General features: G+C 64.8%; 15 protein-coding genes. 12 read left to right on the top strand and 3 right to left on the bottom strand.

Annotated features, from left to right (window positions below; genetic code table 11):
* The 3 genes from IPF85_RS25350 to IPF85_RS25340 form a co-directional block, all read left to right on the top strand.
* Positions 1-1,577: thiamine pyrophosphate-dependent enzyme (locus IPF85_RS25350; RefSeq protein WP_343410832.1), on the top strand; the 1,577-nt coding region annotated here is incomplete at its 5' end.
* A complete protein-coding gene (locus IPF85_RS25345) occupies positions 1,555-2,178 on the top strand; it encodes a hypothetical protein (RefSeq protein ID WP_343410831.1) in 624 nt (207 codons plus the stop codon). The genes IPF85_RS25350 and IPF85_RS25345, both read left to right, overlap by 23 nt.
* 48 nt (positions 2,179-2,226) lie before the next feature.
* Positions 2,227-2,916 (top strand): hypothetical protein, encoded by a 690-nt coding sequence (locus tag IPF85_RS25340; RefSeq protein ID WP_343410830.1) that lies wholly within the window; start codon positions 2,227-2,229, stop codon positions 2,914-2,916.
* A gap of 15 nt (positions 2,917-2,931) precedes the next feature.
* Here IPF85_RS25340 and IPF85_RS25335 read toward each other — a convergent pair whose 3' ends face one another.
* The 3 genes from IPF85_RS25335 to IPF85_RS25325 form a co-directional block, all read right to left on the bottom strand.
* Complete coding sequence (locus IPF85_RS25335) at positions 2,932-3,723, bottom strand: energy-coupling factor transporter transmembrane component T (protein WP_343410829.1); 792 nt, start codon at positions 3,721-3,723, stop codon at positions 2,932-2,934.
* On the bottom strand, positions 3,713-5,308 hold the full coding sequence (locus tag IPF85_RS25330; RefSeq protein ID WP_343410828.1) for an ABC transporter ATP-binding protein: 1,596 nt from the start codon (positions 5,306-5,308) through the stop codon (positions 3,713-3,715). Before IPF85_RS25330 ends, IPF85_RS25335 begins: the two co-directional genes overlap by 11 nt.
* A gap of 83 nt (positions 5,309-5,391) precedes the next feature.
* Complete coding sequence (locus IPF85_RS25325; RefSeq protein WP_343410827.1) at positions 5,392-5,922, bottom strand: ECF transporter S component; 531 nt, start codon at positions 5,920-5,922, stop codon at positions 5,392-5,394.
* A gap of 91 nt (positions 5,923-6,013) precedes the next feature.
* Between IPF85_RS25325 and IPF85_RS25320 the strand changes: the two genes are divergently transcribed.
* The 9 genes from IPF85_RS25320 to IPF85_RS25280 all read left to right on the top strand — a co-directional run bounded on the left by IPF85_RS25320 (position 6,014) and on the right by IPF85_RS25280 (position 15,750).
* Positions 6,014-6,751 (top strand): winged helix-turn-helix transcriptional regulator, encoded by a 738-nt coding sequence (locus IPF85_RS25320; protein ID WP_343410826.1) that lies wholly within the window; start codon positions 6,014-6,016, stop codon positions 6,749-6,751.
* Positions 6,752-6,871: 120 nt separating this feature from the next.
* Complete coding sequence (locus IPF85_RS25315) at positions 6,872-7,606, top strand: DUF309 domain-containing protein (protein WP_343410825.1); 735 nt, start codon at positions 6,872-6,874, stop codon at positions 7,604-7,606.
* Between the two features lie 49 nt (positions 7,607-7,655).
* Entirely contained in the window at positions 7,656-8,795 is a 1,140-nt protein-coding gene (locus IPF85_RS25310; protein WP_343410824.1) for a DNA adenine methylase, read from the top strand.
* Between the two features lie 74 nt (positions 8,796-8,869).
* Positions 8,870-9,799 (top strand): proline dehydrogenase family protein, encoded by a 930-nt coding sequence (locus tag IPF85_RS25305; protein ID WP_343410823.1) that lies wholly within the window; start codon positions 8,870-8,872, stop codon positions 9,797-9,799.
* 23 nt (positions 9,800-9,822) lie between these two features.
* A complete protein-coding gene (gene fabL / locus IPF85_RS25300; protein ID WP_343410833.1) occupies positions 9,823-10,572 on the top strand; it encodes an enoyl-[acyl-carrier-protein] reductase FabL in 750 nt (249 codons plus the stop codon).
* A 44-nt stretch (positions 10,573-10,616) separates the two neighbouring features.
* Complete coding sequence (locus IPF85_RS25295) at positions 10,617-11,144, top strand: DinB family protein (protein ID WP_343410822.1); 528 nt, start codon at positions 10,617-10,619, stop codon at positions 11,142-11,144.
* Positions 11,145-11,152: 8 nt separating this feature from the next.
* Positions 11,153-12,535, top strand: coding sequence for a GH1 family beta-glucosidase (locus IPF85_RS25290; protein ID WP_343410821.1), 1,383 nt, complete (start codon positions 11,153-11,155; stop codon positions 12,533-12,535).
* Positions 12,536-12,575: 40 nt separating this feature from the next.
* Positions 12,576-13,709 (top strand): aldo/keto reductase, encoded by a 1,134-nt coding sequence (locus IPF85_RS25285; protein WP_343410820.1) that lies wholly within the window; start codon positions 12,576-12,578, stop codon positions 13,707-13,709.
* On the top strand, positions 13,696-15,750 hold the full coding sequence (locus IPF85_RS25280) for an amylo-alpha-1,6-glucosidase (protein ID WP_343410819.1): 2,055 nt from the start codon (positions 13,696-13,698) through the stop codon (positions 15,748-15,750). Before IPF85_RS25285 ends, IPF85_RS25280 begins: the two co-directional genes overlap by 14 nt.
* Positions 15,751-16,507 lie beyond the last annotated feature (757 nt).

The raw sequence follows: 16,507 nt of genomic DNA, 5'->3' as shown, positions 1-16,507 counted from the left end.
TCAAGAACGCGCAGATGGCGCAGTCGCCCGTGGTGCTGCTGGGCGGCGCCGCGCCGACTGCGCTGCGGGGTCGCGGCGCACTGCAAGACATGGACCAGATGTCGCTGCTGCGCTCCGTGGTCAAATGGTCGGCCGCGGCGCGCCGCGTGCGTGACCTGGCGCCCATGCTGCACACCGCCTTCGAACAGGCGCAGAGCGGCGTTCCCGGCCCGGTCTTTGTGGAATGCCCGATTGATCTGCTGTACGCCGAACCGGTGGTGCGCAACCTCTACGGCGCGCAGAGCGGCGGACGCAGCCTGGGCGCCCGTCTGCTGCAGGCCTACCTGCGCTGGCATGTCAACCGCCTCTTCGCCGGCGTGCCGGCCAACCCGGTGCAGGCGCCGCGGCCGATCTCACCGGCGCTGCCCAGCGCGGAACGGGTCGCGGCCGCGGCCGCGGCGCTGCAAAAAGCGCAGCGCCCGGTCATCCTGATCGGCAGCCAGGCCCTGCGGACGCCCAATCAGGCCGCCGATCTGGCCGGGGCGCTGACCGCCATCGGCGCGCCGGTTTATCTGTCCGGCATGGCGCGTGGCCTGCTTGGACGTGACCATGCGCTGCACCTGCGCCACAAGCGCCGCGAGGCGCTCAAGGAGGCGGACCTGGTGCTGCTGGCCGGCGTGCCCTGCGATTTCCGCCTCGATTACGGCAATCAGATCAGTCGCCGCGCCCGGTTCATCTCCGTCAACCGCAGTCGCGACGAGCTGGCCCGCAACCGCCGCCCGGAGATCGGCATCCAGGCTGATCCGGGCGTGTTCCTGCGGCAGTTGGCCGCGCACAAGTTCGATGGCGAACGCTGGACGCCCTGGCTGGCGCAGATTCAGGCGCGTGATCGCGAGCGCAATGCGGAAATTGCCGTGCAGGCCGAAACGCCAACCGCGTCCATCAACCCGCTGCACCTCTGCCGGGAGATCAACGCCGTTTTGGGGCCGGAGAGCATCATCGTGGCCGACGGCGGCGATTTTGTGGCGACTGCGTCCTACATCGTGCAGCCGCCCGGCCCGCTGACCTGGCTCGACCCTGGCCCCTTTGGCACCCTGGGCGTGGGCGCGGGTTTTGCCCTGGCCGCCAAACTGTGCCGGCCCGCGGCTGAGGTCTGGCTGCTCTACGGCGACGGCGCGGCCGGCTTCAGCCTGATGGAGTTCGACACCCTGGTGCGTCACCAGGCGCCGGTCATCGCCGTGATTGGCAACGACGGCGGCTGGACGCAGATTGCCAGGGAACAGGTGGAGATGCTGCACAGCGACGTAGCCACTGTGCTGGCGCAGAGCGATTATCACCGGGTGGTGGAGGGGCTGGGCGCAGTCGGCTTGCGGCTGGACGACCCTGAGCTGGCTGCGGAAACCCTGGCCCAGGCGCGGCAGGTTGCCGCCACGCTCCCGGTCCTGGTCAACGCGCCTGGGCAAGACCGACTTTCGCAAAGGCTCCATCTCGATCCCTCGCGGTCGCCCGCATGGGCAGGCGCAAGGCCATGCCCCTACTCATCGAAAGACGGACAGAGGGATTCGGAGGGATTCGATGGAAACACAAACACTCTATGAAATCATCGGCTATGTGGCTTCGATCGTGGTGGCGATTTCGCTCACCATGCGCTCCGTGTTGCGCCTGCGACTCGTCAACCTGATCGGCGCGGCAGTCTTCACGATCTACGGCGTGCTGATTCACGCCTACCCGGTGGCGGTGCTCAACGCCCTGATCGTGCTGATTGATCTTTACTACCTGATCGAGATGGCGCGAGCGCGGGCCTACTTTGCTCTGCTGGAGGTCACGGCGGAATCCAAGTATCTGCCCGCGTTCCTGCGCTTTCATGCCCAGGGCATTCAGCAGTTCTTTCCCCACTTCGACTACACGCCCGACCCGGCCGATGTCATTCTGTTCGTGCTGCGGGACATGGTGCCGGTGGGTCTCTTTATCGCGCAGGCCGGTGAGCCAGGCGAGATGAACGTCCTGTTGGATTACGTGGCGCCTGGCTATCGCGATCTCAAGCCGGCGCTGTTCCTGTATGCGCAGCAGGCGCCGCGCTTCCGCGCCCAGGGCATCACGCGCCTGCGTGCAGCCGGCAGCACGCCGGCCCATCGTAGCTACCTGGAGCGCATTGGCTTTACGTCACAGGGCGACTACTACTACCGGTCGTTGGCCTGATCCTGGCCGCCCGGCCGCGCCAGATTGCCCATGGAGGGGTAAATCATCGTGTTCGAATTGTCCTATCGCCCGCCCAGCGTGCGGGCCATCATGGTGGGCGTCTTTCTGACCCTTCTGCTTTGCGTCATCGGCTGGTCCCTGGGCAGCGTCGCCAAGCTGGTCGGCTCCCTCTTTCTCTTTCTGCCCGATCAGCTTGGCATCGTGCGCCAGGTCGAGCGGGCAGAAGTGATCTCGTTCGATCTCACCCATTCGCCGACGATCGTTGATCTGCCGGCCGCGGGCCGCTATGCCTTCTACATCGCCGATGTGGATCTGCTGACCATCACCGATCAGATTATGGAGACCGACGCGGCCCCCTGGCTGGCGGTGAAAGCGCTGGATGGTGGGCGCACGCTGCCGGTGACCTTCATCCGGCGCGGCATGGCACTCTATGACACGCCGTTTGCCGCGGGCCGGCCGGTCATGAGCTTCGATGCGCCCAGCGCCGGTCGTTATGAGGTGTCTCACCTGGCGCGTCCGGCCGTGGCAGCCATCGTGCCAGACTACACCAGCGGGCATGAAACGGTCTTGCTTCTCGTCTACCTGGTGCAAATCACCATTGTCCTGGGCGTGCCCAGCCTGTGGTACTATCTGCGCCACCGCGAGCAGTGGGAGATGACCACCGCCCTGCGCGCGCAGCGGCGCATCGAGACCGATGCCTTCTGGACGCAGCAAAAACCGCACAAGCCAAAGGAATGACGGCACGCCTCTTTCTCACCACGTCGTCGCGCCCCAGCCCAAGAGCAAACGGCCGGCCAGGAACAGCCCAAAGGCCACGCTGACGGCCCCGCAGATCCAGGTATCGGTGCGCGTGAAGCGAATATCCTGCCAGGCACTGCGCGTCCCTGGAGCGCCGAAGCCGCGACAGGCCAGCGCCAGCCCCAGATCCTGGCTGAGGCGCAGGGCCGCAATGATGACCGCCACCAGCACCGGCCGGTAGGCGGACAGTCGCGCCAGCAGGCTCTGCCGTTCAGGCGTCCAGCCGCGGGCCTGCTGTGCTTCGATGATGTTGACCCACAGGCCGTAGGTGGTGGGCAGGTAGCGCAGGGCCAGGCTGAAGGTCATCCCGTATTCGAACGGCAGCCCCAGGCGCACCAGTCCGAGCACCAGCGCCTGCGCCTCGGTGACGAACAACAGCAGCGAGGCGGCGAAAGCCATCACATTGGCGCGCAAGGCAAAACTGATGCCGTCGAGCACACCGCCGCTGGTGACGACGAGCGGGCCAATGTGCAGCAGTGGCGCACCGGCCCCGCTGGCAAACAGCGGCTGCAGCAGCAGAATGAAGAAAGTCAACGGGGCCATGCGCGCCCACAGCCAGCGCAGCGCCGACCAGGGCACCCCGGCTCCGACCAGCAGTAGGTGAGTCAGCGCCAGCAGCCCGGCCAGCAGCGCCAGGTGCTTGAGCAACAGCGCCATCAGCAGCAGCACGCCGACCAGCAGGAACTTGCTGCGCGGATCGAGTCGGTGCAGCCAGGATGCGCCCGGCACGAAAAGATCAAAGCGCATGGGCTGCCTCCGGGACGGGCGCCACGGCCAGGCCGACTTCGATCAGGAGATTTTGCTGCCTGAGCACCTCTCCCGGCGCGCCGTCGGCCACCAGGCGGCCGTCCTGCATCACCAGCACGCGCTGCGCATGATCCGCCACCAGCGCCAGGTCGTGCGTCACCAGTACCAACGTGATTCCCTGCGCATGTCGTTCGTGCAGCCAGGCCAGCAGCCCGCCACGGGCCTCGGCATCCAGGCTGACCGTTGGCTCGTCCAACACCAGGATGGGCGTTTCCAGGGCCGCCACCGCCGCCAGGGTGACGCGGCGCCGCTGCGTGAAGCTGAGCACAGCCGGCGGCTGCCCCGCCAGCTCGGTCAGATCGAAGCGCGCCAGCGCCTGCGCCACCCGCTGCGCCACGCTTGCGGCAGGCAACCCCAGGTTGCGCGGGCCAAAGGCGACCTCGTCGCTCACCGTGGCGCTGAAGATCTGGCGTTCCGGGTTCTGAAACAAGAAGCCCACCTGGCGCGCCAGCGCACCCACGCTCTGGCGAGCGCTTTCCTGGCCCTGGACCAGCAGGCGCCCCTGGGTTGGGCGCAGCAGACCGATCAGGTGCTTGGCCAGGGTGGTCTTGCCGGAACCATTGGCGCCGACCAACGCCACGAACTCGCCGGCCGCAATGGTCAGGCTGACGTCCTGCAGCACGGGCCGGCCGGGATGATAGGCAAAGCCAAGCTGCTCCAGGGTAATGGCTGCGGTCGCTCCCGGCGCCTGCTGTCCGGCAGCCAGGCGTTGCCGGCTGTGGTCAGCAGGCTGGGCCGAACCGGGCTGTGCGCCATTGCCTGAGCGCACAGCGATGGCGCTGAGTTGCGCGCTCTCGCCTGACCGGGCAGCGGCATCTTGAGGAACATCGGCTGACGAAGTGACGGAGAGCAGGCGCCCGTGTTGCAGGTGCGCGACCCGGTCGGCAAACGCGGCGACGGCCGGATCGTCGGCTTCGGCCAGCACCACCGTGACATGGCGTTGTTGCCGCAGGAGCTGCAGCGTCACCAGCACTTCGCTGCGACCCCGCGGATCGAGACCGCCAAGCGGGGCATCGAGCACCAGCAGCGAGGGCTGCATCGCCAGGACGGCGGCCAGGGCCAGGCGTCGCTGCTGCCCGCCGGAGAGGCGTTCGGGCGATTGCGCGGCCACGTCGGCCAGGTGAAAAGTGTGCAAGGCCCAGGCCAGCCGCTCAGCGATGACGGCACGCGGCAGGCCCAACGCCTCCAGCCCCCACACGATCTCTGCTTCGACGCTTGGATTGAAGAGCTGGCTCTCGGCATTCTGGAAGGTCAAGCCGACGACGTCCACCAGCGCGGAAGGCGGGTGCTGCCGGGTATCGCGCTCCCCGATCAACACCTGCCCCTGAAAGCGTCCGCCGGTCAGGTGCGGTACCAGACTGACCAACGCCCGACAGAGGGTGGTCTTGCCGCTGGCGTTGGCGCCCACCAGGGCCAGCCATTCGCCGGGCTGAATCTCCAGGTCAATGGCATCCAGCGCCCAGGTGCTGAGACCCGGATAGGCGTAGCGCAGGCCGCTGATGCGCACCGCGGCGGCCCGATTCATCGCAGCGCCAGCGTTGACAGGATTGACAGGATGAGCAGGATCATCGCCTTGCGCTGCGCCAAACAAGCGGTGCGGAGGGCCAATTACTCGGTCCAATGCCCGAACGCGCCCCACTGCGCCAACGGTGGATAGGCACGCAGCACCGCAGCGAAGAGAGGAATGCCGACGATGCCGCCGCTCAGCGCCTGCAGGACATTGGGCAGGACACCAGTGACCGCTTCACCGATGCCGGTGAGCAGGATGCCAGCGAAAAAATAGCCGACGATGAGGATCAGGCCGCCGCTGCTGACGGCGATGAGCTGGCCGTAAAGCCCAGGGATGCGCCGCGTCAGCAGGCCGGCCACATAACCCTGGATGCCATGCACCAGCAGGGAAAAGATGGCCCATTGGGCGTAACCGGTGGTCGCATCCACCAGGGATGTCCCCAGGCCGCCGGCCACCGCGGCCACCCAGGGGCCAAAGGCAAAGGCGGCGAAGTAGATCGCGGCGTCACCCAGGTGAACGAAACCCTGGGAGCCGATGGGAATCTGAACCAGCCGCGTCAGAACATAGACCACGGCAATCATGATGGCAACCAGGGAGGCTACGCGTGGGTCAAGAGACTGTCGTTTCATGGTTTTACCTCGTGCGAGCGTGTGGGGATAGGCGTTATGCTGCAAGCGGGAATCGGCTTCACCCTTCCGCCTAAGGGGTCAGGCGCAATTCGTGCCTGCTTTCAGCATATTATACGCTGGATTACGGTTTTGTGAAGTTTACAACGACCTGACCGCGTGCTATAATCTTGTCATCATGCAAGCCATTGACAATGAACAATCTACCCGATACACGGTCCTCATCACGCTCAAGAAGCAGGGACGGCTGACAGCAAACGAACTGGCGGAAATGCTGACGATGACGCCGATGGGGGTGCGCCGTCACCTGGCCCTACTGGAGCACGACGGCCTGGTGCATCATGAGACGGTGCAGCGAGGCATGGGCCGGCCCAGCAACGTCTATTGGCTCAGCGAGCAGGCGCAGGACGTCTTCCCCGCCACTTACGCGCAACTGACCAATGAGCTGCTGAGTTACATCGAACTGCTCGATGGCAGCGAGCATGTGGATGCCATCTTTCAACGCCGCGGCCAGCGTCGCATCCAGCAAGCTCAACTGCGCCTGCAGGACAAGCCAACCCTGGCCGCGCGCGTAGCTGAGCTGGCGGCCATTCTGGACGAGGATGGCTACCTGGCCGATTGGCAGCAGGTGGACGACCAGACCTTTGTGCTGCGCGAGTTCAACTGCGCGGTACATCACGTGGCCCGGCGTTTTCAGCAGGCCTGCGGCTCCGAAATCGAGTTCATTCAGACGGTGCTGCCCGACGCCACCGTGGAACGTCAGCATCACATCCTGCGCGGCGAAACCTTCTGCGGCTATCGCATCGTTGCGCGTCAGGCAGGCAACCCATGATGACATTGCCCACAGAGGCCGGCGCACGGCAGCCGGATGCAGCCACGGCGCCCAGCGCGCCCGCGGGTCTGACCCTGCGGCGCGTGGCGGCCTACATCCCGGATCTTTTCTTCAGCGTGCGTGACCGATGCCATTCAAGCGCTGGGCGGCGTGCCCGATCTGGTGGAATCCGCCGACGAGTTGTGGGAAGCGATAGGGCGCTGGCCCGCGCTGGTGTTGATTGACATGACCGCGCCTGGCGACTGGCTGGCGGTGGTGCGTCGGGCCAAGAATCTACCGCACACGCGCCTGATCCCCATCGTGGCCTTTGGCAGTCACGTGGAAAGCGGGGCGCTGACCGCGGCGCGGCAGGCCGGCTGCGACCATGCCTGGGCCAGGTCGCGCTTCGTGCAGGAACTGCCCGCGCTGGTCAGGCAGCATCTGGAGAAGATACCGGAGGAGATCGAAGGCTGGGACGATGCGCCGGCCGCGCTGGCCGTGGCCGGCTTCGAGGCGTTCAACGCGGGACATTACTGGGAACAGCACGAACTGCTGGAAGGCGCCTGGCGTGAGGAAGCGCGTCCGGTGCGTGAACTGTACCAGGGCATCTTGCAGGTTGGCGTGGCGCTGCATCAGATCGAGCAGGGCAAATGGGCCGGCGCCATCAAACTGCTGCGCCGCGGCCTCAATCGCCTGGACCGGCTGCCCCCGCTCTGCATGGGCGTTGACCTGGACGCCTTTCGCCGCCAGGCGTATGCCCTGCATCAACATCTGATGGAACTCGGCGCCGAGCAGCCGGCCGCGCCCGAGCCAGACTCGACCAAGTTACTCGATCGGTGCTTTTATCCACATATCACGAGGAACGTACCTGTATGAACAATCATGACCCGTACAGAGACTTCACCAGTCGTCTGCAGCTGTCCTGATGCGCACTCCGTCCCTTTTTGATGATCTTGTACTCGACGCTCCTCCTACGGAAGGTATCAAGTATGCTGGGTCGAAGCTGAAGCTCATCCCGCAGATACTGCAACTGATCAAGAAAGTCAATGCGAAGACGGTCTGGGACGGGTTCTCAGGAACGACGCGAGTATCGCAAGCGCTGGCCAAGTCCGGATATCGGGTCATCAGCAGCGATATCGCCGCCTGGTCGGAGGTTTTTGGCGCTTGTTACCTTCTCAACAAGAAACGCCCTGAAGACTACCAGGATTTGATTGATCATCTCAACGCTATTCCCCCTGTAGATGGATGGTTTACCGAGTTCTACGGCGGTCAACCGAATGGCGGGTGTGCGATCCAGCCCGATGGCCTCAAAAAGCCATGGCAGAGACACAATACGCGCAAGCTGGACGGCATTCGACGGGAGATTGAGGTACTCAATCTTGGGCGGGTGGACAAAGCTGTCGCGCTGACAAGCCTGATCCTTGCGCTTGATCAGGTGGACAGCAGCCTGGGGCATTTTGTATCCTATCTCAAGGACTGGTCTCCCAGATCGTATAACAATTTGGTTCTGCGGGCGCCAGACGTTTTTGTCACAGCGCAGGAGCACGAAGTGTATCGGGCAGATGTTTTCGACCTTGCACCGCACATCTCGGTTGATCTGGCCTATTTCGATCCACCGTATGGCTCGAACAACGACAAAATGCCCCCTTCACGGGTGCGATATGCATCCTATTACCATGTTTGGACGAGCGTATGTCTTCATGACAGGCAAAAGCTGTTTGGAAAAGCCAGACGCCGGGCGGACACATCTGACGATGTGGCGACATCTGTCTTCGAGGACTTTCGCAGAGATGAGGATGGCCGGTTTGCCGTCGTGAGCGCTATCGAAAGACTGATCAAGGCAGCGAAAACCCGGTGGATTATCTTGTCCTATAGTTCAGGTGGGAGGGCGACCGCTGTCGAGATGAACGATGTGTTGCGGCGTAACGGCAGGCTGATTGAGATTGTGGAGATTGATTACAGGAAGAACGTCATGGCCGGAATGAAGTGGACGAACGAATGGTTACGCGACGCGGAACAGGAGAACCATGAATTTCTGTTTCTTGTCGAGAAAGACCCGGCCTGATCGCCAGTCCTGCTGTATCTTGACTATCTTGACCTGTTTGTCAATCCAAAGGGGGATGGACGTTTATGGGTGTGATGCGTACTGCACTTCTGGCCCTGTCGCACAGCAAACAGGCCCAGGGACTGATCGTGGCTGTGCCGCTGTCGCGCAGGGCGGCGCGGCGTTTCGTGGCCGGCGAAACGCTCGCCAACGCGGTCGAGGTGATTCGTCAGCTCAACAGCCAGGGGATCACCGCGACGGTGGATTACCTGGGCGAGTATGTTTCCAGTGAGGCCGAGGCGCGCAACAACGCTGATGAGTACCTGCGGCTGCTGGATGCCATTCAGGCCAACGGCCTGAAGGCTGGCGTCTCCGTCAAGTTGACGGCCATGGGGCTGCATGTCGGCGATGACTTTTGTTTCACCAACGTGCGCCGCATCGTGGAGAAGGCCGAGCAGATCGGCAGCTTTGTGCGCGTTGACATGGAAGACGCGGCTGTCACCAGCCGTACGCTGGCGATTTATCGCCGCCTGCGTGACTCGCATCCGTGCGTCGGCGTGGTGATCCAGGCCTATCTCTATCGCAGTCAGCAGGACGTAGCCGCGCTGATTGATGAAGGCATGGCCGACGTGCGCCTGTGCAAAGGCGCGTACGATGAGCCGCCAACCGTGGCCTTCCCCACCAAGCCGGAGGTGGACCAGAATATGCTGGCGCTCTGCCGGCAGATGTTCGACGCCAGCGCAGCGCACGCGGCTGATCTGCAACTGGCCGTGGCCTCGCACGATGACCAGATTATCAACTACGCCAAGGCTTACGCCTATCATCACGGCATCGGCCGCGACCGCTTCGAGTTCCAGATGCTCTACGGCATCCGCCGCGACGTGCAACTGGCCCTGGTCAAAGAGGGCTACAAGGTGCGCGTTTATGTACCCTTCGGCACCGCCTGGTACGGCTATTTCATGCGCCGCCTGGCCGAGCGGCCGGCCAACCTGGTCTTCTTCCTGCGCGCGCTGGTGGGGCGATGATGACGGCGCGATCCGGCGCATTCCTGGCCGGCAAGACCGCCATCGTCACCGGCAGCGGTCGCGGCATCGGCCGCGCGATTGCCATCGAACTGGCGCAGCGAGGCGCGCAGGTGGCCGTCAACTTCTTTCGCCGCCGTGAATCGGCCGAGGAGACGGCCGCGGTCATCACGGCCGCGGGCGGACGCGCCATCGTGGTCAAGGCCAATGTGGGCCAACTCGACGGCCTGCAGACCCTCGTGCAGGAAACGGTCAAGGCCTTTGGCGGGGTGGACATCTTCATCGCCAATGCCGCCAGCGGGGTGCTGCGGCCGGCCGTGGAGCAGGACGAGCGCACCTGGGATTGGACGATGAACATCAACGCGCGTTCTCTGCTGTTTGGCGCGCGGGCGGTGGCGCCGTTCATGCAGGCCCAGGGCTGGGGCCGCATCATCGGCATCACCAGTATCGGTTCCACCCGTGTCTTGCCCGAATACGCCATGGTCGGCATCTCCAAGGCGGCCATCGAGGCCGCGGTGCGTTACCTGGCCGTGGAGCTGGCGCCGACCGGCATCGTGTGCAACGCCATCAGCCCGGGCGTGGTGGAGACGGAGGCGCTCGATTTCTTCCCCAGCAGGGACCAAATCTTGGCCGAAGGGCTGCGGCGCACGCCGGCCGGGCGCTTCGTGCAGCCTGAAGAGGTGGCGCGGCTGGTCGCGTTCCTCTGTTCGGACGATGCCCGCATGATCATGGGCCAGGTGATCACCATTGACGGCGGTTACGCCCTGTTGGCGTAGCAGCAGATGTTTGGAATGAAAAGAGAGTAACGGAGCGTAGCAAAATGAGCAACGACAACCGACGTGCGCGGATTCGCGCCAGGCTGGAAGAAGCCCGCCAGGAACTCCTGGATGTGTTGGACAAAATTACGCCTGACACCGAGGTACAATCTACCGAAAACCCCGCCTGGACCGTTCACGACATCGTGGCGCATGTCACCCTGTCGGAGCGCGGACTGCAGGCCACCGTTCAACGCTTCCTGGAAGGGGTTGAGCTGCCCGCTGATTTCAGCCTGGACGTGTGGAACGAGCGCCAGGTCAAAAAAGCGGCCAACCGCTCGCTGGCCGAGATGATTGCGGCGATGACCGGCTCGCGCCAAGGGACCCTGGAACTGCTCGAATCGCTGAGCGATGAGCAGATGGCGGTCGAAGGCATGCATCCGGCCGGCTTTCGCACCACAGTGGCGGGCGTCTTCAAGGTGATGGCTTACCATGAACGCCTGCACGGCGCAGAGATTGCACGTGCCCTGGGACTGCCCGCACCCCGCATCCCGGCCTGGCCGGGAACCGACGTTTCTGTGACGAGAGAATAAAGAACATCATGCCATCTTTTCTGACCTTTCCTGAACATTTCTTGTGGGGCGCGGCCACCGCAGCCTACCAGATCGAAGGCGCCTGGCAGGCCGACGGCAAGGGGGAGTCCATCTGGGACCGCTTCGCACACACGCCGGGCAAGACCCGCAACGGTGACACCGGCGATGTGGCGTGCGATCACTACCACCGCTGGCCGGACGACATCCGTCTGATGCAGTCGTTGGGACTGCGCGCTTACCGTTTCTCCATCGCCTGGACGCGCATCCTGCCCCAGGGCCGCGGCGCCATCAACCAGGCCGGGCTTGATTTTTACAGCCGCCTGGTGGATAGCCTGCTGGCCGCCGGCATCGAGCCGGGCGTCACGCTCTATCACTGGGACCTGCCCCAGGCCCTGCAAGACCAGGGCGGCTGGGCCAATCGCGACACCGCGGCCGCGTTCGTGGAGTATGCCGATGTGGTCAGCCGCCGCCTGGGCGACCGTGTCAAGCTGTGGATTACGCACAACGAGCCGGCCGTGGTGGCATGGCTCGGCCATTCGAACGGTGAGCATGCGCCCGGCATCAATGATGTGGCGACGGCCGCGGCGGTCAGTCATCACTTGCTCCTGTCGCACGGCTGGGCCATGCCGGTGCTGCGCCAGAACAGCCCCGACGCCGAGGCCGGCATCACGCTGAACATCAACTGGACCGCGCCGGCTTCGCGCAGCGCGGCCGACCTGGATTTTGCACGCAACGTGGATGGCCGCTGGGTGCGCTGGTTCCTGGACCCGCTCTACGGCCGCTGTTACCCCGCCGATGTTACCGCAGACCTGGAGGCCGAGGGCGCGTTCCCGCACGGCGTTCTGTCCTTTGTGCAGCCCGGCGATTACGTCGCCATCGCCACGCCGACCGATTTCCTGGGCGTCAACTACTACAATCGCGTCATCGTACGCAGCCCGGCGGTGGCCGAGGCCGACAACCTGCCGCCGACTGTCATCCCCGCGCCGCACGATCTCGATCACTGGTCCGAGATGGGTTGGGAAACCTATCCTGACGGCCTGTTCGCAACCCTGGCGCGGGTGGCGTTCGAGTATCAAGCGCCCCGCATCTACATCACCGAGAACGGCGCCAGCTATGCGGACGGGCCAGACGCCGATGGGCGAGTGCATGACGCCCGGCGCCTCGCCTATGTGCGCCAGCATTTGGTCGCAGCCTGGCGCGCCATTCAGGCGGGCGTGCCCCTGGCCGGCTACTTCGCCTGGTCGCTGCTCGACAACTTCGAGTGGGCGCATGGCTACGCACAGCGCTTTGGGCTGACCTGGGTCAACTACGAGACGCAGGAGCGCATCGTCAAGGACAGCGGTCTCTGGTACGGACAGGCGGCGCGGGCCGGCGGGTTTGCACCGGCGTGAATTCCGCGCCCCTGCGTCAGGTTCTGAAAAAGGGTTTGCGATGAACTATCGTACGCTTGGGCGCACGGGCCTGCGGGTATCCGAGATCGGTTTTGGCGGTTGGGCCATTGGCGGCGCTGCGTTTGGCAACTCCTACGGCCCCACCGATGACGCCGCCTCCCGCGCGGCGATCCAGCGCGCGCTGGAGTTGGGCTGTACTTTTTTCGACGCGGCCGATGTCTACGGCCATGGGCACAGCGAAGAGCTGCTCGGCCAGGCGCTGCATGACGCGGCCGCCCGCGACCAGGTCATCATCGCCACCAAAGTGGGCGCCAACTTCTATCACCGGGATGTTGACCCGGCCCTGGCGCCCGGCCTGAGCCGTCACCTGGGGCGGCCGCTGGCCGATTTCCCGGCCGACGCCGTGCTGCCCGTGGCGCATGGCGCCAATTTCCGCCCGGACTACCTGCGCTTTGCCTGCGAACAGAGCCTGCGCCGGCTGCGCCGCGAGGTGATTGACCTTTATCAACTGCACAACCCCGGCCTGGCCTTGATCGAGCAGGGCGAGATTTGGCAGGCGCTGGACGATCTCAAGCAGGCCGGCAAGATTCGTTTCTACGGCGTGTCCATTCATCAGCCGGTCGAAGGCATCGCGGCCCTGGTCGGCGGTAAAGCAGACACGATCCAGGTGGTGTACAACCTGCTCGATCAGGCCGCGGCCAGCCAGCTCTTCCCCCTGGCCCTGGCCCTGCAGGTGGGCATCATTGCCCGTGAACCGTTGGCCAACGGCTTCCTGGCCGGAAAATACGGGCCAGACACGCGCTTTGCGCCAGGCGATATGCGCGCGACCTGGCCGGCCGATTATGTCACGGCCCGCAGCCGCGCCGCGCAGACCCTGGCGGCAGAATGGGTGCGCCCCGGCCAAACCCTGGCCCAGGCCGCTATTCGCTTTGCGCTCGATCATCCGGCCGTCAGCACCGTCATCCCCGGCGCTAAGACCCCGGGTCAGGTCGAACAGAATTTGGCCGCGGGTGGGGTTTGGAGCGCGAGGTTTGGAGCGCGGGGTTTGGAGCGCGAAGGCGCGAAGGGACGCGAAGGCGCGAAGCACGAAGGCGCGAAGCACGAAGACGCGAAGGGGCGAAGGAGCGAAGGGGGTGAGGTGGGGGGAGAGTATGAAGGACATGGGGCAAAGTAGGGGGCCGGCTATTGCATTTGGCCGTGCGATCTGTGGGGACTTGGATGCGGCCTTGCGCCGTGAGTGGCTGGTGACGAACGGTATCGGCGGCTTTGCGGCGGGCACTATCGCCGGCGCGCACACCCGGCGCTATCATGGTCTGCTCGTGGCTGCCTTGCGGCCGCCGCTGGACCGCACGCTGCTCCTGGCGAAGTTGGACGAATGGGCCGAGATGGATGGCGCCGTTTTCCCGCTTGCCTGCAACGAATTTCAGGATGGCACCGTGGACCCGCATGGCTACCGTCACCTGGAATCGTTTCACCTGGACGGCACGCTGCCGGTGTGGCGTTATGCCCTGGCTGACGCCATCCTGGAGAAACGCGTCTGGATGGTGCATGGTCAGAACACCACTTATGTCACCTACCGCTTGGAGCGAGGCGAGCGGCCCGTGCGCCTGGGGATCATGGCCCTGGCGAACTACCGTGATTATCACGGCGACATGCAGATGCCGACCTGGACGCCGCAACTGGAAATCTGCGCCACACCGCAGGAGAACGGTCACTGGGAAGCGGTTGACGGCCGTTTCGAACTGAAGATCACGATGTTCGAGACGGCAACCCCGTTCTTTCTGACCGCCAGCCTGCAGGGCGGCCAGCCGGCGGAACCGGCCGCGTTGCGCTTCGAGGTGCTCGATCACCTGTACCGCAACTTCCATTGGCGCATCGAAGCGGAGCGCCAGGAGACCGACCATGAAGACCTGACCGCGCTGGGGCGTTTCTACGTGGATCTGCAGCCCGGTCAAACCCTGTGCCTGGTCGCTTCTACCGTGGGTATGGATCATGCAGACGCGGTCGCCAGCCTGAGCGCCGCGCAAACCCGCGCGATCGAGCTGCTGACCCGCGCGCAGGTGACGGACGAGCCGGCCTGGATTCAACAGCTCACCCTGGCGGCCGACCAGTTCATCGTGGCCCGCGACGACGGGCATACGGTCATCGCTGGTTACCCCTGGTTTACCGATTGGGGCCGCGACACCATGATTGCGCTGCCGGGCCTGGCCTTGAGCACTGGCCGGCCAGAACTGGCCGCGTCGCTGCTGCGCACTTTTGCCCGTTATGTCAATCAGGGAATGTTGCCCAATCGCTTCCCGGACGCGGGCGAAGCGCTGGGGGATGGCGATTACAACACGGTGGACGCCACGCTGTGGTATTTCGAGGCCGTGCGCGCGGTCGTAGCTGCCAGCGGCGATCCCGATCTCTTGGCCGCGATCTTTCCCGTACTGCAGGACATCGTGGAGTGGCATCACACCGGCACGCGTTTCAACATTCGCGTGGACCCGGCCGATGGCCTGCTCAGCGCAGGCGAGGCGGGCGTGCAGTTGACCTGGATGGATGCCAAAGTGGGCGATTGGGTGGTGACTCCGCGCCAGGGCAAGGCGGTGGAGATCAATGCGCTCTGGTATCATGCGCTCTGCATCATGGCCGATTTTGCTCAACGCCTCGGGCAGTCAGCCGCCGCGTATGAGCAGCGCGCCAACCAGGTGCGCCAATCCTTTGCCCGTTTCTGGCGCGATGACCTGGGCTTCTGCGCGGATATCCTGGACGGGCCGACCGGCGATGACCTGGCGCTGCGCCCCAACGGGCTGCTGGCCGTCGCGCTGCCCAACAGCCCGTTGACGCCTTCCCAGCAGCGCCGCCTGCTCGACGCCTGCGCCCGCCATTTGCTCACCTCGATCGGCCTGCGTTCGCTCGCTGCCAGCGACCCGAACTACATCGGCCTTTACCTGGGCAACCGCCGCACGCGTGATGGCGCCTATCACCAGGGCACGACCTGGGCCTGGCTGATCGGCCCCTTCGTGCAGGCCCATCTGCGCGTCTACCAGGACCCAGCCCTGGCCCGCGCCTTCCTGGAACCGTTCCGCCACCACCTCAGCGACGCCGGCCTGGGCAGCATCAGCGAAATCGCCGACGGCAGCGCCCCCTTCGCCCCGCGCGGCTGCCCCTGGCAGGCGTGGAGCGTGGCAGAAGTGCTGAGAGCGTGGAAAATGCTCAGATCTGAACGCTGAATTCTGAACGCTGAAGGCTCAGAGCTGAATACCGCGACGCCACCCATCCCGATGACCTGGCACGCTGGCGCATCTACTGGCTCGCCCATCGCCGTCACCGCAGTTCCCCAACCATCAACCCGGCTCCGGCCCCCTGGCGTCCCACGCCGATTCCCGCATGACCCCCACCAATACAACAAGGCCGGCCCACAGACCACAGCCTGCGACCGACCTTGTCCTCGTGGGCAGGCAAGTTATGTTTGGTGCGACACCTATCCGACCTCGCGGCCGGCGCTCAACCCGCGCCCGCAGCTGCCGCTCGCGCGACCCGCCGCCTGGCAAACGCCGCGGGGAACACTGTCATTGTCGCCGGTGAGGGCAGCGTTTGTCTGCCTCTCCCAGCCTTTACGTGCGCCTCGCCCACAGCGCCAGTCTGGCATACCTCAGGCGCCTTGTCGAATCGCGGATGCCGGTGGCCGGTGGCGGCTGCGTCGCCAATCTTCCCTGACCTTTGGGGTCGCGTTCTTTTGCTTGACGGCCAAGCCTCGTTCCTTTACCGGCGCACTCTGTGGTTGTGGCTCGCTTAGAAATCTTGACGCTTGACGTCGCATATCCAGTGTGATTGGGCATCACAGAGAGCGAGAGGTCCGCTTGCCACCCCGTATCCGCCTTCCCGGCGCCTGAATCCCCTCGACTGGTAACTCATCCCCCAGCCCATCATCCGTCGTCTCACCCACGCACGGTCGCTCCCACGCGCATCCCACCCATCCAAATTTGA

This window comes from Candidatus Amarolinea dominans (assembly GCF_016704685.1).
Lineage (GTDB): Bacteria > Chloroflexota > Anaerolineae > SSC4 > Amarolineaceae > Amarolinea > Amarolinea dominans.
This window is presented reverse-complemented; position numbering and strand designations above follow the sequence as displayed.